Raw genomic sequence first — 20,226 nt, 5'->3', positions numbered from 1 at the left:
TAGATACAGTATGTCTACTTCATTTCCCAATGCCCGCAGATGGGCGGTTATAGAAATCATGATCATCGTGCTGTTGGCACTGGTGCCATTGTTTACTACATTTCCCTATCGCGTGAATATTTTCCTGTCCTGGGAAGGGGCCTACAGGCTGTCATCCGGACAAGTACCCTTTAAAGACTATGGTAGTCCGTTGGGCTATGGCTTCTGGATCATCCCTGCATTGTTTTTCAAAATATTCGGGCCGCAGCTGATCACACTGGTAAAAGCGCAGGTGTTCATCAATATTATCGCCGGTCTCTCATTCCGGTCTATCCTGAAAAGCCTGAACGTGACGCCGGGCGTACGGCTCCTGTCGGTGCTGGTGTTCGTGATGTCTTATTCATTCTTTAACTTCTGGCCATGGTACAATCATACGGTGATTGTATATGAACTGGTGGGCCTCAGTTTCCTGATGCGGTCATTCTTTACAGAAGGCAAGGGGCGCAGATACCTGCTGATGGCGCTGGCTGCCTTGTTTGTCTTTTTATCGCTCTTCACCAAACAGGATGGTGGTGGAATGGCGCTGATGCTGTGTTTGGCATTGTTAGCGTACAACTCTCTGGAAACCCGCCGTTGGCTGGATGTACCAGTTTTTCTTGGATTTTTTGCGGTGATCGCCGTGGCTTTCATTGTGCCGCTGATGCCGGGATTTGCCTATTGGTTTAATCATGGCCAGGCGCCCCACAGCTCACGGTTAGCCCTAAACGATTTTACTGACGAGATCATGGGCGCTTCCAATTGGATCAAGATCTATGTCTTGCTGGTAGCGGTTTGTCTGGCTGCCGGTGTAAAACAATGGGGCAGCTGGATACATGAACGCCGGGAGGTATTGTTTGCGCTGCTGACGCTGGGCATTTTAGGCGAAGCGGCCATCTTTCAGGTTACCAGTTACACGCCACCGGACAACAATATTTTCTTTCATAGTTTCGCTTTCGCATTCATTGCCAGCTGGTTATGCCGCTTGTTGTCAATACCGCTCAACACGGGCAGGTCTTTAATAATGGCTACCGCACTGATTTTGTTCTGGTGGTCCGGTATCTGGTGGAAATACATTGGCCGGTATACAGACAGGTTGTTCCCGGTGAAGGAAGCAGCTTACGCGCCCAATGATACCACCCATGAGAATGCGGTGTCCCGCCGGAACTTTATGATCGATACCGACACCACAGATGTACCGGTGTCTAAGTGGACCTTCTCCAGGCTGCCGGTGTTCCACAAGATCTATATGCCACAACCAACGGTAGCCGGTATCGATCGCGTACTGGCGTTACCGGTAGTGCAACAGAAAAAAGATAGTATCCGGGTATTGAATATGACAGAGCTGACGCCGCTGGCGGAAGCGATGCCTTTTAAACTGGAAACCGGACAGGACTATCCGCTGTGGTACCACCTCGGCGTGGGGATGTTCAACCGTCAGCTGGCAGCTTTTAAAGGGAAAATAAGGGACCATCATTATGATATTGTGCTCTACGAGTATGCGCCAACGTTAAACAACTTCTTCCCGTTTGCCGTAAGAGAGGAACTGCAACAGCACTACCAGTTGGTGGACTCTTTCCTGGCGCCGCGCCGGCCTACGAATGCGATGATCGAAGTATATGTGGCAGAAGGTGCGCAACGTCCGTATACGGACGCCCTTCTTCAGAAAGCGGACACTTTAAAATAATGTAGTATATCTTATCGTTTGTATAGAAATGATGTAGAAAGCGGCACCTTCCTTGGTGCCGCTTTTATTTTATCTTTTCGCTATCCGTAACCACGTTACCATGTTTATCAATTATCTGACCGTAGCCTGGCGTAATCTGGTGAAACACCGGCTGTTTACGTTGCTCAATTTAACCGGTTTGTCTACCGGCCTAGCCTGCACGTTATTGATTTGTCTCTGGATAAGAGACGAATGGCGCATGGACCGCTTTCACGAAAACGGCAGCCGGTTATATACCGTCATGGAAAGCAAACCACATGCGAAGGGATTATTGACAACAGTAGAATCACCTGCACAGTTGGCGGACGTTTTAAAACAGGAAATGCCGGAAGTGGAGGCATCGGTGGTGAGCACCCCCCAGGGCTGGTTCCCGGGCTTTACGGTGACGGCAGCAGGTAAACACCTGAAAAGCGAAGGGCTCTTTGCGGGCAAGGACTTCTTTAACATCTTTAGTTATCCTTTGTTGACAGGGGATAAAAAACAGGTGTTGACAGATAATAATGGTGTAGTGATCTCTGAAAGAATGGCCATGCGCTTATTCGGCACCGTTAATAATATAGTGGGCCGGCAGGTGGACTGGCAGATCGATGTATTCAAAAGGCCGGCCGTAGTGGCAGGTGTCTTTAAAGACGTTCCAGGCATCTCTTCGTTACAGTTCGATTTTATTCTTCCTTTCAGCGCCTTCAAATCGTTGATGCGTATCGGTGACAATCTGGAGCCTGGTGGGCCGTTTGTCACCTGGCTCTTACTGAAGGAGGGAACAGCCATACCTTCCTTTAACGCTAAACTGACCCGGTTCATGCAGGAGCATACCGGTAACAAGATGCGGACGTCATTTGTGGCGCCTTATGCTGATAACTATCTGTATGGCACGTACGAAAATGGTCACCAGGCGGGCGGCAGGATTGCCTATGTAAAACTGTTTGGCCTTATAGGATTGTTTATCGTTTTTATTGCGGCAGTCAATTTTATGAACCTCGCGACCGCCCGGGCGAATATCCGGATGAAGGAAGTCGGCGTGCGTAAAACACTGGGTGCCAGTCGCTGGGCATTGATGAAGCAATTTCTGGGAGAGTCACTGCTGCTGGCGATGCTATCATTGTTATTGGCTATAGCGATGGTATGGCTATTACTGGGACCTTTTAACGTCATCACTGGAAAACAACTGCAGCTGCAGTTCAGTTGGCCGCTGGCGGCATTGTTTATCGGCGTCACATTGTTTACAGGACTACTGGCGGGTAGTTATCCGGCTTTTTTCCTGTCAGCCTTTAAACCGGTGCTGGTGCTGAAGGGAAAGATGATCAACAGTGTCAGTGCGCTGTGGGCCAGGAAAGGACTGGTAGTATTTCAGTTCAGCCTTTCTGTGGTACTGATTGTGGCGGTAATAGTAGTAGAACAACAGTTGACGTATATCCGGGACCGTAATCTTGGTTACCAGAAGGACCACGTGGTATATTTTAATGCGGAGGGAAAGGTGCCGGAGCATATGGATGCTTTTCTGGCAGCTGTCCGGGAAATACCGGGCGTCATGAACGCTTCCAGTATGGTAGGTCATGTTTTCGGCGAGGCCAGTCAACCGGTAAACTGGGAAAGACAGGGCCGTACTGAAAACATTCTCTTCAGACCTTTCCAGATGGGAGAAGGGATGCTGGAGACCCTGGGTATCCAGCTGAAAGAAGGAGCTGGTTTTTCCGGCAACTATGCCGCAGATACTTCCCGCATTATTTTCAATGAGGCGGCTGTAGCCGCCATGGGGCTGGAACAACCGGTTGGTAAAACCATCCTGTTTGGAGGCGCCAGACGTGAGATTGTGGGCGTGGTAAAGGACTTTAATTTTCAATCGTTGCATAGCCGTGTACAACCGCTCTTTTTCACCATAGAGCCGAGAGGCGGTACCGTTATGCTGAAAGTCGGCGCGGGAAAAGAACAGGACGTGCTGAAAAGGCTGGATGATTTTTATCGTGCTTATAATCCGGGGTATGTGCTGGAAAGCCGTTTCCTCGATGAAGACTACCAGGCACTGTACATTGCTGAAAAGCGGGTAGGAAGGCTGGCGGGTTATGCAGCCGCGCTGACCATCGTGATTTCCTGCCTGGGTGTTTTTGGCCTTGCAGCGTTTACCGCCGAAACTCGCCGGCGTGAAATAGGCATCCGAAAAGTGCTGGGCGCAAAGACCGCTCAACTTACCTTGTTGTTGTCAAAGGATTTGTTACGGGCTGTAAGTCTCGCCATCAGTATTGGATTACCGCTCGCCTGGTTTATCATGCATCGCTGGCTGGACCAGTTTGCCTACCAGTCACATTTCGGCTGGGAGATTTTGGCGATGGCGGGGGGAGCTACTTTTGTGGTGACTTTCCTGACAGTCAGCGTCCAAACTGTTCGCGCTTCCATGCGCAATCCGGTGGATGCCCTGAAGGCCGAATAAGCCGGGAATATTGCTCAAATCCGGATTTGAGCAGTACTGGCGGGCATTGGTGTTGAAAATGATCCGGACTTTTAAGGGAAAAAAATGCGGCGTTTTTTTCTCTTTGTGCTGGTATTACTGACTGGCCGTGTCATTGCCCAGGAGGCGACATTTTCCCAAAAAGAACTTCAACAGGACCTCGATTCGCTGGCGTCAGCACTCCGGGAACTACATCCCGGATTGTACCGTTATCAATCCCCTGAACAATTTGACAGCACCGTACAGGCCACCCGTATGGCCCTGAGAGAGAACATGCCCCTACGGGATGCCTATGCGGTGTTCTCCCAATTAGTGTCAGGTATCCGGTGTGGGCATACGGTCATTGTTCCGCGGACCAATTGGGCCGACACCCTGAGCAAAGCCAGTTTCTATTTTCCTTTTCAGGTGTTCTTTGTACAAGGAGTTCCTTACCTGACATTTAACCGGTCAGCCAACCAGGAGATACGTCCGGGAGATAAATTGCTGACAATCAATGGCCGCCCCGTGGAGGACATCAGGCGGGAAATTTTCCGGCATCTCTTTTCAGATGGATATAATGAATCATTGAAGTACCGTCAGACCCATGACTACCTGTTTTTCTATTACTACAACTGTTTCATTGAACAGGCAGATTCCTTTCATATTCAATACGAAAACGCCCGTAAAGAAATTAAGACAGCCACCGTGCCTGCTTTGGGTATGCAGGAAATGGCCCGGAATGTTTCTGCCAATCCGGTCAACCGGGCCTTCCTGAAGGCAATACAGCACGAAAGACCGTATACGCATGAACTGTTACTGGATAAGCAGAAAGATGTAGCGATCATCTTCCTGCGGCAGTTTTATGGAGGCCGGGACGGAGAAACGGCCCGCAAGGCATTGACTCATTTTATGGATGACTGTATCTGGAAAATCAAGCGCAGGGGGATTTCCGATGTTATCATAGACATGCGGTACAATCCCGGAGGCTATGATAATCAGGGGCAGGTATTATTATCTTACTTTATCAATGAGCCGGTGTTGTACTATAACAGTATGCATACTATCATGAATAGTTCACCATTGCTGGAGCATTCTTCCTTATCCAAAGAAGATCTGGTGATGATGAGGGACAACCTGGTTAAACAGCCCGACGGCACGTACCGGATACCGCTTTCATTGAATAAAACGCTGGACAGCGTGTGGCCGGCGGCCAACCATTTTAGCGGACATGTTTATTTCCTGGTGAATGGCGGAACAGGGTCAACAGCCGCGGAGTTCACCGCCGTGGCACAGTATCTTCGCGTAGGGCAGTTCATTGGAGAGGAAACTGCCGGTAACTATACCGGGGGAAACGGTGCCGAATTTGTCGGGCTTTTACTTCCCCATACCCGGATGCATGCGACCATCCCACTTGTCTATTATGAAAATGCCGTGGGCACGCCACAACAAAAAGGGCGCGGTACGCTTCCTGATTATCCGGATAATTATACGATTGATGAAGCATTGAGCGGAAGGGATACTGCCCGTGAGCTGGCTTATCGGCTGATTGAAGACCAGCGCGCCAAAGCGAAGGAATAACTGTCAGGGTGCCGGGAAAGTTGATATTTTGTACTTTACAGCCGGAAACCTAAAGTACTTTATCAAGATGCCATCAAAAGCAGAGAAAGAACGGAGGAAACAACTCCTGGCACCCTTGCTGCAACAGGCCGCAGAAACATTTGAAAAGGGCCTGCCCATGCCCCGTGAACGATTTCATCAACTCTTTGACTACCTGGATGAAGTATTGGGCATCCATGGTTGTGATCATTCTCCCGGATTGACACTAAGTTATCTTCATGCAGCAGGTGTTGAGTACCCGGATGCTATTTTGATCTGGCTGCAGGAGCACGGCGGTCATTGTGATTGCGAGATACTGGCCAATGTGGAGGACCTGTTTGAATAGCCACGTATTAGTTAAATATAAATGTTTTAATGTATGAAAATCCTGATGATCGGTACCACCGGCGCTATTGGTGCGAAGGTGAGACAGGCCCTGTTGGAAAAACATGAAGTCATAGCAGCGGGCCGCAATAGCGGAGATGTTCGTGTAGACATCACCGATGAGGCTTCCATTGACCAGCTGTATAAAACGGTAGGCAATATTGATGCGGTAGTGGTAACAGCCGGATCTTCCGGCATGGAAAGTTTCCAGCGGCTTCAGGCTGCGGATGTTATGGAGGCTATCCACTCCAAGCTAATGGGGCAGGTCAATATTGTTTTAAAGGGGCAGCATTATCTGAACAGCAATGGGTCCTTTACGTTGACATCCGGGATACTGGCAGACGAAGCTGCCCGCGATACAGTAACGGGGGCCATCGTCAGTGGCGCGGTGAACAGCTTTGTGATGGGGGCCGCTACTGAATTACAGCGGGGCATCCGTATCAATGCCGTCAGCCCCGGACTGGCAGAAGATTCCGCAGGGGCTATCGGACATTTGTTCCCCGGGTTTAATCCGGTACCCATGAACAAGCTGGTGAATGCCTATTTGAGGAGTATTGAAGGGGTGGTGACCGGGCAGGTATTCCGGGTTCATGAGTAATTGATGGCCGCCAAATGGAGTGGATTTGTATCCAAAAATAATCCACGGGGGTGCTTGGTTTATTCTCGCTTTTGTTGTCATCCTACGACAAATGTCGCCTATGTCAGCCGGGCTGATTCTTAGCAAATAGGTCATTATGACATTACATCATAAACACGGGAGAGAGCAGTAAACTTTCTCCCGTGTTTATTTTTATTATTTATAAATAGTATTTGTATATTTAATAATATAAAATTATTTTGTATTTGTAAATTTATATAGATACTTCGTTTTTTTAGTGTAATATTGCTCCCGCCCGCTTACCTGAAAGCCAGGGGGCGGGTACATTAAAAAATCAACCTTCTCTTCAGCAACATCTGCCTTAAAATACTATTATTGTCACCTGAAAACAGCCACCGACAGCGGCTGTTTTCTTGTTTTTAGTTATTTGATTTTTAATAGATTATATGATTCTTGCTAAGCGGATGGTTTAGGGTGTATATTTTGCCCCTCCATGCTTGTTTTTTATTAACCACCAAAATTAATTTTACTGGTTAATTTAATGCCTTACATTTGTGTAGAGGACTATCTCAAACAACGATTTATGTCTACAGAAAAAAGCATAGCCACTTTGCGGTTTGATGGCGGAATACTCTGTCTTGATTTCGTGAACACGATCAGTAACCGGATGAAATCAGGTTCACATGATTACCTCTCCGGCTTTAAGGAGTTACTGGAATGGTATGGACGCACTGGCGTGATTACTGCCAAAGTGTCTCATACGCTTGAACGTTTGGCGAAGGGGTATCCGCAAAAAGCAGCTGTCGTTTTTGACAAAAGCATCGGGTTGCGGGAGTTGTTGTTAAGGCTTTTTACAGCTGCTATCCATCGGAAAGCACCTGACCCTTCGGACATACATTTGTTCAATACTTATATAGCCGACGCATATGCCAGTATCGAAGTGGCCTGGAAACCTGCGCAACGTCAGGGGGAGTTATTGTTTAATGCGCCGGCGTTGGAGCAGTTGATCTGGTGGCTGGTGAAATCGGCACTGGAGCTTTATACGGGAAACGGTTTACAGCAGGTGCGCCAATGTCCTTCCTGCGGGTGGCTGTTCATGGACAAGAGCCGTAACGGGTCCCGTAAGTGGTGCAGCATGAGCAGTTGTGGTGATATCAATAAGGTACAGCAATTTAATCAGCGTAATAAAAAGAAAGCGAAATGACCATGTCCATAAAACCTGCCAGCTCCGGTTCAAAGACCTTCCTGTATCTGCTGGCGGTATATATTATCTGGGGATCTACCTACCTGGGCATGAAGATCGCCACGGAAACCGTGCCTCCCTTTTTGTTGTCTGCCCTCCGCTTTTTTGCCGCCGGCGGTATCCTGTTGATCATCGGTTATCTGAAAGAGAGGAGCATTCCTACTAAGCGGCAGCTGTTGTCTGCTATTTTCGTTGGGGTGTTGTTGATAGGTATTGGTAATACCACTGTGGCGCTGGCCGTCCACTATATGCCTTCGGGGCTGGTGGCCCTGCTTGTGGCGGCCATGCCTGCCTGGTTTATGGGACTGGATTGGGCTTTCTTCAGCAAAAAGCGTCCCTCGCTGCTGACCACCATAGGGATTGTACTGGGTTTTTTGGGGCTGTTTTTATTGTTTAATCCGTTCTCCGCAGCACATGCATCACGGAGCTTTCCTTTATGGCCTATTATAGTCGTCGTGGCGGGCAATATTTGCTGGGCCATTGGTTCATTGTTCGTGCAACGCCTGCCCATGCCCTCCCAAATGACCAGCACCGCTATCCAGATGTTGGCAGGAGGTACCTTTTCCTTGTTGGCCAGTGGGTTACTGGAACCTGGTGCATGGGATACACTACCGGGGATGTCTCAACGTAGTTGGCTCGCTTATATTTATCTTGTCATGATCGGCTCACTGGTAGGCTACACCTCTTATAGCTGGCTTACCCGGAATGCGCCGCCCCGCCTCACCGCTACCTATGCTTACGTGAACCCGGTTGTGGCCATGTTTCTGGGATGGGCCATCGGGAATGAAGTCATCGACAGCATGGTGGGCGTATCTGCTACTGTTGTCATTGCCGGCGTAGTGTTGATGACGTTAAAAAAGTAATTTGTATTTTGTCGGTATAATCTGGAAACTATGGACAGGATCAACTGGGGCATCATTGGATGCGGCAATGTGACCGAAGTAAAAAGTGGCCCCGGCTTCCGGCTGGCTGCCAACAGCGATGTTACTGCCGTTATGCGCCGTAACCGGGAGCTGGCACAGGACTATGCGAAACGTCATCAGGTGGACCGCTACTATGACAATGCTGATGACCTGTTGCAGGACCCGCATGTAAATGCGGTGTATATCGCCACGCCTCCGGGTAGTCATGAAGCGTATGCCCTGGCAGCCATTGCGCGGGGCTTACCGGTATATATTGAAAAACCGGTAGGTATTGATCTGCCAGCTGCCCGCCGTATCGCCGCAGCTGTTAGCGCAGCGGGCATTCGTGCCTGTGTAGCACATTACCGCCGCCGGTTGCCCGCATTTGTGGCTGTGAAACAATTGTTGGCAGAAGGACGTATTGGTCGGGTGCATCATGTAGACCTGCGCCTATGGAAAGCGGCACCTAAAGAGAATGCCGGATGGCGCCTGGACCCTGCCTTGTCAGGCGGTGGTTACTTTCACGACCTCGCACCGCACCAGCTCGACATCCTCCTGTATTATTTCGGACAACCGTTGAAAGTGTCAGGTATCAGCACCGGAACAGACCCACGTATAGCCGATCAGGTTAGCGGACAGATATTATTCCCTGATGATGTGTTGTTTAACGGAAGCTGGAACTTTGCAGCTCCTTCAGACAGGGAAGAAGATAACTGCGCCATTACCGGAGACGCCGGTACCATCCGCTTTCATTTCTTCCGGGACTTCCACCTGGCAACACTGGAAACGGCTGCCGGGACCGAATCCTTCCGTTTTGATACGCCCGCAAATGTCCAGGCCCCGCTTATCGCTGAAGTGGTGCAGTATTTCCGGGGGCAGGGAGCTAATCCGTCTTCCGTGGAGGATGCCGTTACCGGTATGCAGATGATGGAACAACTGCTCGCCCAATAAATACCCTTTATTTTTATATGTCCTGAAACCCCTGCGTAGCAAGTATTTCGCAGGAAGGGGAGATATTTCCCTTCCTTTTGCCCTTGAAAACCACTATATTGTGAAGATCACACTGTGCAGGAAAACCCGTTATCCCACTCCGGATAAGCCCTGTTGATGAACCACAGCCGCTTTAGCAGCATTATGTTTATTTATATGTATCGGTTCCGCTCTTTTGGGTGTGCTATTTGTTTTGTTGCTGCTCACAGATTAAGTAATTGATAATTAGAGATATAAACTGACTATGCGAAAGACTATTATTGTATCGAACAGGCTACCGGTAAAAATTACAGAGAAAGACGGTGAATTTGCACTGCAAGCCAGTGAAGGTGGATTGGCTACCGGTTTAGGATCTATCTACAGAGAAGGGAATAATGTCTGGCTGGGATGGCCCGGACAGGAAATCAGCGATCCTAAACATCAGGAGAAAGTCACCAAACAGCTCAGGCAGATGAACCTGATGCCCGTTTTTCTCACCCAGGATGAAATCAATAATTTCTACGAAGGATTCTCCAATGAAACGTTATGGCCGGTGTTTCACTATATGTCCGTGTACGCCCGCTATGACCAGGGTTACTGGGATGCCTACTACCAGGTCAACAAAAAATTCCGCGACATCGTGATGCAGGTGGCAGAACAGGGCGATATCATCTGGATACATGATTACCAGTTGTTGCTGCTACCGGGGATGCTGCGGGCAGAGATGCCGGAAGTATCCATTGGCTTTTTTAATCATATTCCTTTCCCTTCCTACGAATTGTTCCGCCTTATCCCGTGGCGCGCGGAGCTGATAGAAGGATTGCTCGGAGCTGATCTGATGGGTTTTCATACATTTGATGATAGCCGCCATTTCCTCAATGCTGCCAGCCGTATTCTGCCAGTCAATACCAGCGCCAATGTGGTTTCCTATAACGACCGTATTACGGTAGTAGAAACATTCCCTATGGGAATCGACTTCAATAAATTCTCTGCTCTTGGGCAGGACCCTGAGGTAAAACACCAGCTACAAAACCTGAAAAATAATTTCCAGCAGGAGAGGATGGTACTCTCTATCGACCGGCTGGATTACAGCAAAGGCATCCTGCAACGCCTGCAGGCCTTTGAGTTGTTGCTCCAGTTACACCCGGAGTATGTCGGCAAAGTTGTCTTGTATATGATTGTGGTGCCCTCCAGGGACACGGTTCCACAATACAAGGAGCTAAGAGATGAAATCGATAAACTGGTAGGTAATATCAACGCCCGGTTCCGCACGCTCAGCTGGCATCCGGTCCAGTACTTTTACCGTTCCTTCCCGGTGGAGGTACTGTCAGCCCTTTATAATTATGCAGATATATGCCTGGTAACACCCATGCGCGATGGCATGAATCTCGTCAGCAAGGAATATGTGGCCAGCCGTAATAATAATGACGGCGTCCTGATTCTCAGTGAAATGGCCGGCGCATCTAAAGAGCTGATGGATGCCATCATTGTTAATCCCAATAACATCGGGGCCATTACCAGGGCTATCGTGGATGCCTTGAACACGCCTTTGCCGGAACAAGAGCGGCGTATGAAGCAGATGCGGCAGGTGGTATCCAAATTTAATATCAATCACTGGGTGAAATTATTTATGACCCGTCTGGAGGAAGTGAATCAGATACAACAGAATATGCTGGCGCGCCGTGTGAACCAGGAAACCGCGATGATGATACGTCAACAGTACAGGCAATCCAAAAAGCGTATCATTTTCCTGGACTATGATGGCACCCTGGTGGGGTTTCAGACCAATATAGATATGGCTGCCCCAGACCCGGACCTGTACCAGCTGTTGCGGGAACTTGCCAGTTTTCCGGGCAATGATGTTGTCATGATCAGCGGCAGGAAACACGAAACACTGGGAGAGTGGTTTGGCCACTTACCGCTGGACCTGATTGCGGAACATGGCGCCTGGCAAAAGACAAAGGAAGGGGAGTGGTACCAGCTTCCAGGGCTTACCGATAAATGGAAACAGGAAATATTTCCGATGCTGGAACAGACGACAGATCGTACCCCAGGATCTTTTATAGAAGAAAAGAGTTACTCGCTGGTGTGGCATTACCGCAAAGTGGAATCCGGTTTGGGAGAACTGCGCGCCAATGAACTTATGAATACCCTGCGTTACTATACACAGGAGAAAGGTCTCCAGGTACTGCCGGGAGACAAGGTGATTGAAGTAAAAAATATTGAGATCAATAAAGGTAAGGCCGCACTGAGCTGGTTAAACCACAAGAAGTATGATTTTATTATGGCGATGGGGGATGATGTGACAGATGAAGATATTTTCAAGGCCCTGCCGCTGAAGGCTATCACCATCAAAGTAGGAAGCCAGGTGTCTGCGGCACAGTATTATCTCAGGAGCCATCATGAAGTCCGGCATCTGTTGCGCACACTGAAAACGGTTCACGCGGAAAGTTAATAAAGTCGATATTGGTGTCTTTTTATTATGGCATTTTAATATATTAATAACTTATATATTAATGACATAATAACCAGACACCAATAAATATCTAAATATCAAAATCCCTAAATGAATATGGGCTTATCCAGTTTCATAGCAATGCGATAGGCAGCATTCATCAGACCTACGTGGCTATACGCCTGTGGAAAATTGCCCCATTGGCTGCCGGTAGCCGATTCTACGTCCTCACTAAAGAGCAGTAGGTGATTGGAATATTGTAACAGTTTACTAAACTCGCGTTGCGCATCATCGAGGCGCCCCACACAGGCGAGTGCTTCCACATACCAGAACGCACATACGAGGAAAGTGGTTTTAGGTAATCCGAAATCATCGGAATGGCGGTAGCGGTAAAACAATCCCTCCGGTGTTTTTAATTCCCTTTCCAGTCCGGCCAGATGATCACGTGCCCGTTCAGAGGCGGGGTCCAGGTAATTCATCATGATCAGCTGTAAGGTGCTGGCATCCAGGTGCTGGCTGCCTGCTGCGTTGGTATATACTTTCCGGACAGGATCGTAGCAGCTCTCAATATGGGCGGCAGCACGGTTTTTCAGCGCAATAGCCCGGTCAATCAGTTCTTCATTGCCAATGGTGCGGGCCATTTTTTCTGCAGCGTTGCAACCAGCCCACTGAAACAGGTTCGTATAACAGTGTACGTTAGCCATGTTCCGGAACTCCCAGATACCTGCATCCTTTTCGTCAATGGTACGTTCTATCTTCTTCAACAGCAGATTGATCCACCGGTCAGAGTCCTTTCTTTCAGAGAAAATAAAACGATGATCAGTATACAGGGGCAACATGGAGATCAGCACCTGTCCATATATATCATTCTGAATATGCTCATATGCCTGGTTGCCTATTCTCACAGGTTGATTGCCCATATAACCATCCAGATGCGGGAGGATGGTTTCTATCAGGTCTTTCTTCCCGGTAATGCCATATAGTGGCTGGTAGCGGAAATCGCCGGAGAAAGAAATATCTGTGATATAGCCGAAGTACTTTTCCATCTCTTCAAAATGCCCGATATGGTTCAGTGCGGTGATCACATAAAAGGTATCACGCATCCAACAGTAGCGGTAGTCCCAGTTACGGCCGCTATCGGGGAATTCTGGCAGGCTGGTCGTACTGGCGGCAATGATGGCGCCGGTATCTTCATTCTGGTGTATTTTGAGTGCCAGCGCAGCACGGATCACATATGGCTGATGGTAATTGGCGATAGAGGAGTGTTTGATCCAGGTGCGCCAGTAGGCGATCGTTTCACGGAAAAACTGTTCGGCTGTGCTGGTCAACGGTGCTTCCAGCGGCTGGCCGTAGGTGAGTATCAGGTACTTGGTTTCATTCAGTACAAAATATTCTTCCTCAAAAACATAGCTGACAGCAATATTGGTGGTCAGCCTCATTTTATCTTCACATCCGGCAAATTCAATATGGTTGCTGCCACGGACAGGGTGCAACAGCGCAGCGCCGTAATCGCAGGTAGGCGTGCATTTCACGCGCACGCGGGGAGAGCCTTCCAGTGGTTCCACTTTCCTGATCAGCATCAACGGCTTGAAAAAGCGCTCGTATTGCAGGAAGCGGGGAGCAAAGTCGGTCACCCGGTAACTGCCTTCATGCGTGGTGATTTCCGTACAGAGAATGTTGGTGTTCTCCATATAATATTGATGGGAATCAAAATCCCCGGTCGGCAGAATGGAAAAAGTACCGCCTTTTTTACGGTCAAGCAGCCCGCCGAAAACGAAGGAGCTGTCCATCCGGGGCCAGCAGAGCCAGTCTACATTTGTGTCTTTGTTGATATGCGCCAGGAACGCGCAATTACCGATAAGTCCAGTCTGATAGGTATGTCTTTCCATTAAAAATCAATTTATTGGTTCTACATTTTTTTCAGAAAATTGTTCAACCAGGGGCAAATGCTGTTCCAATTTGACTATTTTTAGGAGATAAGTTTACGATGTTATGCAGACGATCAAAAAGCAGCACTATTTGCCAAAGTTTGTAGCACCCGTATATGAGCAGGGGGAAGACTTGTATTTGCTGGCAGGCGACCTGGGTGGGACCAAGACCAATCTGGCATTGTTCAGGTTAACCGAAGGTGATCTGGACCTGGTGCGTGAAGACAAATACGCCTCCCGTGACTACGCCAGTTTCTCAGAGATCATTCAGCATTTTATCAGTCAGGGTGAGCAACAGCCGCAGCGTATATGCATTGGCGTGGCCGGACCGGTAGTAAAGGGAAAAGTGGAGCTGACCAATCTGGCCCGTGAACTAAGTGAAGACGAGATCCGGCAGGCTACAGGCATCCGTGCAGTAGCCCTGATCAATGACCTGGAAGCTACCGCCTATGGCCTGGCCACTTTGTCACCCGGACAACTGACCACGCTGCACCGCGGCACTGCCGATAACAGTGGCAATATGGCCATCATTGCACCCGGTACGGGGCTGGGGATGGCTGGACTATATTGGGATGGGCAGTATCATCATCCATTTCCGACAGAAGGTGGTCATGGGGATTTTGCGCCCCGGACAGAGCTGGACATTGCCCTGTTGCGTTATTTGCAGGAAAAATATGAGATCGCCAGCTGGGAGCGCGTGATTTCCGGACCAGGCATTGTGACCATCTACCAGTTTCTGCGGGATGTGAAAGGTATGGAGATGCCGGCGGCCCTGGCAGCTGAAATGGCGGCTGGCGACGATGCGGCCGTGATCAGTAAAGCAGCCATGGATGGGAAAGCGCCTGTTTGTGTGAAGACCATGGAGCTGTTCGTCCGTTATCTGGCCCGTGAGTCCTGTAACCTGGTATTGAAGATGAAATCCACCGGGGGCCTGTTCCTTGGAGGAGGCATTCCGCCGAAAATAACGCGGTTACTGGAGACCGGTGAATTCTATCATCATTATATGCAGGGCGACCGGATGGCCGAGTTGCTGGGCAGTGTTCCCATACATATTGTCAATAATGATAAGTCAGCCCTCTGGGGCGCAGCATATTATGCAGGATTATTAGCAGATTAGTTTTATTTTTGCGGCACAGGAAATGGTGTCTTCCTGCTCAGAACCGTTTCGGGTCCTCCGAAACTGATGGCGCCTACAAAACGAACCTGACGATACGGAAGTGTCGTTGTAAACTGCTGTTTGTAGGACATGAAACAACACACGAATAAACCGGAACAAATAACAGTAGCGTATCAGCTGCTGAGATGGACAGTATTGGTATTGCCCGTTGCCCTGATTGTAGGCAGCCTGGTTGCCCTCTTTTTATGGTTGCTTGACAAGGCAACAAAAATCCGTTTTGAGCATGGCTGGCTGCTGTACCTGTTGCCAGTGGCGGGAGTATTGATTTACTGGTTGTACCGCTTAGGAGGTAAGAATGCCGAGAAAGGGAACAACCTGATCATGGATGAAATACACCAGCCGGGTGGCGGTGTTCCCGCGAGAATGGCGCCATTAGTATTACTGACGACCGTCATCACGCATCTGTTTGGCGGTTCCGCCGGACGGGAAGGCACAGCGGTACAAATAGGCGGCAGTATGGCTGCCTGGATCGGTAAAACGTTGGGACTAACCCACAGGGATATACGCATATTATTAATGACGGGTATTGCAGCGGGTTTCGGAGCCGTATTTGGTACGCCCATCGCAGGCACCGTGTTCGCGCTGGAAGTACTGGCCATCGGCGCCATGCGGTACGACGCCCTGGTACCTTGCCTGATTGCCGCCGTGCTGGCCGATGTAGTCTGTTCCGCCTGGGGTATTTCCCATACTCATTACGAGATATTATATACGGGTACACATCTGACACCTTACGTTCCTTTCCTGAAGGCCGACTTGTTGTTGTTGTTGAAGGTAATTGTTGTGGGCGTAGCTTTTGGGCTGACCAGCTTTTTATTCTCCTGGCTGATACATGCCATCAAACATAACGCTAACACCTATATTAAAATACCCTGGCTGATTCCCGTAGTGGGCGGCCTGATGATCATTGCCATGACTCTCATCGTTGGTACCCGTGATTATTTGGGATTAGGCGTTTATAGTCAATCACCGGATGGCATCAGTATCGTCAACGCCTTCCGTGATACAGGACATATTTCCGACTGGAGCTGGCTGTGGAAGCTCGTTTTCACGGCCGTGACGCTGGGAATGGGGTTTAAAGGAGGGGAGGTGACCCCCCTGTTTTTTATGGGCGCCACACTCGGTCACACCTTGGCGCTATTGCTCGGTGCGCCGGTCGATCTCTTCGCCGGACTGGGATTCATCGCTGTATTTGCCGGAGCCACCAATACCCCGCTTGCCTGCACACTGATGGGCGTCGAACTTTTTGGCGCCGACCATGTACTTTACTTTGCCGTAGCATGTTTTACTGCTTATTATTTCAGCGGACATTCCGGTATTTACGCCTCGCAGAAACTGGAGGTGCCTAAATTTGAACGGTAGAATGGCTATGGTAGCGCATTTGAGCGCTAACAATTTTGTTAGTCCGATACACACATACTTATCGTGCTGTATGTTTGTGGCATGAAGAAGACGAATATTACTGGCATCCATCATCTAGCCATTCAGGCAAATGATTTCGCTGCCACCTGCCGATTTTATGAGGCGCTGGGCCTTACACCATTTCATTCCTGGACACTACCCGAATTTAACATTACACATGCCGCGCTGCTGCAGATTCCGGGCTCAGGATCGTTTATAGAGATCTTCGATAAAGACGCCAATATCGCCACACAGGGCCGCCGGAAAGCGCCTGGAGAGAGTGTTGTGGCGGGTGCATTGCTGCATCTGGCGCTCACTGTAGATGACGTGGAGGTGGCCTATGCGCACGCATTATCCCTCGGTGCTGCGAGCTGTGTGGAACCAGGGGAATTATCGCTGGGTCAGCCGCCGTTGAAAGTACGTAACGCACTGGTGTACGGGCTGGATGGAGAAGTGATTGAATTCATTGCTTTTGTTGCATAATTTTTTTGCCGCCGCCGTATGGGGTAGTCTGATAAGGCGACCGGTAACGGCGGCGTTTTTTTAATGCATTTAAATATAAGGCTTAACGTTTATTTATTGTATATACAAGCACGCCGTTAGGGTCTGTAACTGTTCCGTACATGCAATTTGCTCCCACGCCATTGCAGCCAGAGAGGCTTTCTGCTTCTTGAATAGATTTATGAGTGTAGACACGATTGAAATGAACAAAAGTATACCAATTGAAAAGTGTAGCATTTCTGCGGGACGAATCCTGATGTGTGGCTGCATAAGCGCCACCAATGCCAATAATGGCAGCAAACGTTGCGAGAGCGATTCTGATCTTTTTCATAAAGGTGCTTTTAGTTGTATAAATTAGGGGATACTCGAGGCAGATTGGTTGTATAGGATAGTATAAAGATAATGAAGAACACTGCATCACAGCCTCAAAGCAAATCAACGGGCGAGGGCGGCGAAACGACATCAGCTATCACAGAAAATAGGGGAACCATTTTAGCCGCGTTTTACCACTCAAATTGAACGCGCTGAGAATCGAATAACCGTACATCAGTCCAGGACCAATTCATATAAACGAGCCACAGCGGCTTCGTTTCAGCCGAAATTCCTCCTGATTTAGTAGAAACTTTTTCGCTGAGAGAGATCGGATTCCCGAGCCTCATAATATTCCTATAATAAACATTATGTTAAATAGAAAATAACCATAAAAGATAAGAACTGTTTCTAGTCAAGTCGGTTTAAGCTAGTTTTTGGAAGCTTCCCAGGGGTCCTATATCCTGGTTACCATGGCTCGATTAATGAGGCTCTTAGGCTATAAAATCATTTTGCCGTCGGGTAATGCCGCCATCATGCGTAGCCAGTTTGTTGGGATCGGGACTGGCAGATGCTTCTCTCCTCCTTTTGCTTATTGATTATCTCGATATAGACATCGAGGTCTAGTTGTTTCCTGTTGAAAGTATACAGTTAAACATGTATCATTTCATACAAAACACTCACACGAACTCGTGTGATAAATCAACTGTCAAAGACCCGGAGACAGGTTGACGACGCTACACAACGATGTATAACGCACACGCCCTATCCAGTTAAAAAAGCAAAGGTTAGAAAATGACGTACCTGGAAAGCCTTACAGCACTCATGACGTTTACATTGAAGATATGAAGCCAGTTGGCATCTGTTATTTCCCAAAAATCTTTTACCTCAAATATGCCCGCATTGTTGACGAGAATATCTACTGAAGGTAACCGCTGTAACAGGATTTCCATCTCTTCCGGGATCGCCAGGTCCGCCGAAATGCCCGATACAACAGCCTCCGGGCACAATGCTGTGAGCTTTTGTATGGCCCAATCTACTTTGACTTGTGTTCTTCCATGAAGAATCACTTCGGCACCTTCCTGTGCCATTTGTTGTGCGATCGCAAATCCGATTCCCTGCGTGGAACCACTGATAAAAACACGCTTCGATGCTAATTGTAAATCCATATTTCAATCTGTATATATTTTTGTAATGATCATTACAAAAATTGGTAAAAAATTTTAAGCCAGGATACTGAGCTGTATCCCGATCAGCTCTTTCATCTTTTCCTTATTCGGATGCATCCTTCTGGTCACGTTAAGTCCATTCCAACAAGTGATCAGGTATCTTCCTAAAACAGCAGCATCCGCGGGATTGGTAATAGTGCCTGACCGTTGCGCCTCGCGGATAGTATCGGTAAACATCCGCTCCACATCTTTCAGGATACCCACCGCTTCCGCTTCCAGGTCATTGTCTACAAAAGCCAGGGCTGTCACGGTATTAGCTACGATACACCCTTTCATATGGGTATGCTCATCCGCTTCGGCCAAACTTCTAAAAAAGTCTTTGATCAGCTCAATTGGCGCGGGATGTTGTTTCATCTCTTGCTTAAATGCCAGAAAGGCTTCCCGTCGCTGCTGCAGCGCCTTTGAAAAAAGTTCTTTCTTCCCGCCCCGGAACGTATTGTACAAACTACCGCTCCCCATTTGTGTGGCGGTCTGCAGGTCCTGCAGGGATGTGGCGCTATACCCTTTCTCCCAGAATACTTCCTGGGCTTTTAAGACAACTGCGTCGCTGTCATATGTTGTTGGTCTTCCTCTCATTTTTGTAACGATCGATACAAAAATAAAAAATGTAACCGTTCTGCCAAAATTATTTCTGCTTCTTCCCTGTTATCCGCCGTCTACATATTGCCCGACAAGATAATAACCGGAAAATTTCTATCTTTAGTCCCGCTGATGGACACTAATGAACAACGGAATATCAACGTTATATTTATTGCTCCGGATTCCGCAGAGGCGGCAGCCGCTTATAAGGATTATTACAAGCAGTTGTACAACTATGGCAGGAAACTGACGGACAATAATAGTCTGATAGAGGACGCCATTCATGACGTGTTTGTATCTATGTGGCAGGCCCACAGCCGAAATCCTGCCATGGACGCCAGCAAGAGTTATGTATACAGTAGCTTTCGCCGCAGGCTGTTCCGCTACTATGAGGATGCCATCAGGCGGATGCAACGCGAAGAGCGCGCCAGCCAGGCCGCCACTCCCGAATTTGGCGCTGATCATTTTCTGATTCACCGGGAACAGGACCAGCAGCTGAAAACAGCCATACTACAGGCTTTGCAACAACTTACGCCACGGCAGCGGGAAGCCGTTTACCTTCGCTTCTATGAAAACATGCAGTACGATGAAATTGCTACGGTAATGGATATTTCCGTTAAAGCCACCTACAAGCTCATGGCCCGTGCATTGGATGAGCTGAAACAACTGGTTAACATCCCCTTCTACCTGCTGCTACCTATGCTTCGGTTACTGTTTATCCGGCAGTAACAAAAAAAATTTAAAAAACTTTTGTTTTCATGGGGTAATATCTCCCTGTGCAGACTTATATATATC

Annotated in this window: 17 protein-coding genes and 1 riboswitch; of the genes, 13 read left to right on the top strand and 4 right to left on the bottom strand. The window is 48.6% G+C overall.

From position 1 onward, the window contains the following. Positions 1–10: 10 nt before the first annotated feature. From HHL17_RS19430 to HHL17_RS19390, 9 genes are all read left to right on the top strand, one after another. Positions 11–1,702, top strand: coding sequence for a hypothetical protein (locus tag HHL17_RS19430; RefSeq protein ID WP_169226467.1), 1,692 nt, complete (start codon positions 11–13; stop codon positions 1,700–1,702). A 100-nt stretch (positions 1,703–1,802) separates the two neighbouring features. Beyond that, positions 1,803–4,166, top strand: coding sequence for an ABC transporter permease (locus HHL17_RS19425; RefSeq protein WP_169226466.1), 2,364 nt, complete (start codon positions 1,803–1,805; stop codon positions 4,164–4,166). 84 nt (positions 4,167–4,250) lie between these two features. Further along, positions 4,251–5,741 (top strand): S41 family peptidase, encoded by a 1,491-nt coding sequence (locus HHL17_RS19420; protein ID WP_169226465.1) that lies wholly within the window; start codon positions 4,251–4,253, stop codon positions 5,739–5,741. Between the two features lie 67 nt (positions 5,742–5,808). Beyond that, positions 5,809–6,105: a DUF2695 domain-containing protein gene (locus HHL17_RS19415; protein WP_169226464.1), complete on the top strand. Its 297-nt coding sequence runs from the start codon at positions 5,809–5,811 to the stop codon at positions 6,103–6,105. Positions 6,106–6,138: 33 nt separating this feature from the next. Then, positions 6,139–6,741: a short chain dehydrogenase gene (locus HHL17_RS19410; RefSeq protein WP_169226463.1), complete on the top strand. Its 603-nt coding sequence runs from the start codon at positions 6,139–6,141 to the stop codon at positions 6,739–6,741. Between the two features lie 583 nt (positions 6,742–7,324). Further along, positions 7,325–7,945, top strand: coding sequence for a CGNR zinc finger domain-containing protein (locus HHL17_RS19405; RefSeq protein ID WP_169226462.1), 621 nt, complete (start codon positions 7,325–7,327; stop codon positions 7,943–7,945). Continuing rightward, positions 7,942–8,847, top strand: a complete 906-nt coding sequence (locus HHL17_RS19400) for an EamA family transporter (RefSeq protein ID WP_169226461.1) — start codon at positions 7,942–7,944, stop codon at positions 8,845–8,847. Before HHL17_RS19405 ends, HHL17_RS19400 begins: the two co-directional genes overlap by 4 nt. A 30-nt stretch (positions 8,848–8,877) precedes the next feature. Further along, complete coding sequence (locus tag HHL17_RS19395) at positions 8,878–9,837, top strand: Gfo/Idh/MocA family protein (RefSeq protein WP_169226460.1); 960 nt, start codon at positions 8,878–8,880, stop codon at positions 9,835–9,837. A gap of 283 nt (positions 9,838–10,120) precedes the next feature. Further along, a complete protein-coding gene (locus tag HHL17_RS19390) occupies positions 10,121–12,310 on the top strand; it encodes a bifunctional alpha,alpha-trehalose-phosphate synthase (UDP-forming)/trehalose-phosphatase (RefSeq protein WP_169226459.1) in 2,190 nt (729 codons plus the stop codon). 107 nt (positions 12,311–12,417) lie between these two features. On the opposite strand, the gene HHL17_RS19385 is transcribed toward HHL17_RS19390, so the two are convergent. Next, a complete protein-coding gene (locus tag HHL17_RS19385) occupies positions 12,418–14,199 on the bottom strand; it encodes a glycoside hydrolase family 15 protein (protein ID WP_169226458.1) in 1,782 nt (593 codons plus the stop codon). Positions 14,200–14,302: 103 nt separating this feature from the next. Here HHL17_RS19385 and glk point away from each other — a divergent pair, with 103 nt between their 5' ends. The 3 genes from glk to HHL17_RS19370 all read left to right on the top strand — a co-directional run bounded on the left by glk (position 14,303) and on the right by HHL17_RS19370 (position 17,296). Next, positions 14,303–15,355 carry a glucokinase gene (gene glk, locus HHL17_RS19380; RefSeq protein ID WP_169226457.1) on the top strand — a complete coding sequence of 351 codons (1,053 nt, stop codon included), beginning with the start codon at positions 14,303–14,305 and terminating at the stop codon, positions 15,353–15,355. Positions 15,356–15,364: 9 nt separating this feature from the next. Further along, a riboswitch (Fluoride riboswitch) is annotated at positions 15,365–15,438 on the top strand. Between the two features lie 46 nt (positions 15,439–15,484). Then, a complete protein-coding gene (locus HHL17_RS19375) occupies positions 15,485–16,774 on the top strand; it encodes a voltage-gated chloride channel family protein (RefSeq protein ID WP_169226456.1) in 1,290 nt (429 codons plus the stop codon). Positions 16,775–16,855: 81 nt separating this feature from the next. Beyond that, positions 16,856–17,296 carry a VOC family protein gene (locus tag HHL17_RS19370; protein WP_169226455.1) on the top strand — a complete coding sequence of 147 codons (441 nt, stop codon included), beginning with the start codon at positions 16,856–16,858 and terminating at the stop codon, positions 17,294–17,296. Between the two features lie 82 nt (positions 17,297–17,378). Here HHL17_RS19370 and HHL17_RS19365 read toward each other — a convergent pair whose 3' ends face one another. The 3 genes from HHL17_RS19365 to HHL17_RS19355 all read right to left on the bottom strand — a co-directional run bounded on the left by HHL17_RS19365 (position 17,379) and on the right by HHL17_RS19355 (position 19,428). Further along, complete coding sequence (locus HHL17_RS19365; RefSeq protein WP_169226454.1) at positions 17,379–17,645, bottom strand: hypothetical protein; 267 nt, start codon at positions 17,643–17,645, stop codon at positions 17,379–17,381. 766 nt (positions 17,646–18,411) lie between these two features. After that, a complete protein-coding gene (locus tag HHL17_RS19360) occupies positions 18,412–18,792 on the bottom strand; it encodes an SDR family NAD(P)-dependent oxidoreductase (protein WP_169226453.1) in 381 nt (126 codons plus the stop codon). 54 nt (positions 18,793–18,846) lie between these two features. Beyond that, positions 18,847–19,428 (bottom strand): TetR/AcrR family transcriptional regulator, encoded by a 582-nt coding sequence (locus HHL17_RS19355; RefSeq protein ID WP_169226452.1) that lies wholly within the window; start codon positions 19,426–19,428, stop codon positions 18,847–18,849. A gap of 135 nt (positions 19,429–19,563) precedes the next feature. Here HHL17_RS19355 and HHL17_RS19350 point away from each other — a divergent pair, with 135 nt between their 5' ends. Further along, positions 19,564–20,160, top strand: coding sequence for an RNA polymerase sigma factor (locus HHL17_RS19350; protein WP_169226451.1), 597 nt, complete (start codon positions 19,564–19,566; stop codon positions 20,158–20,160). Positions 20,161–20,226: the final 66 nt, after the last annotated feature.

Source organism: Chitinophaga fulva, assembly GCF_012927205.1.
Lineage (GTDB): Bacteria > Bacteroidota > Bacteroidia > Chitinophagales > Chitinophagaceae > Chitinophaga > Chitinophaga fulva.
The sequence above is the reverse complement of the archived record's forward strand: the minus strand, read 5'-3'. Positions and strand labels throughout refer to the sequence as shown.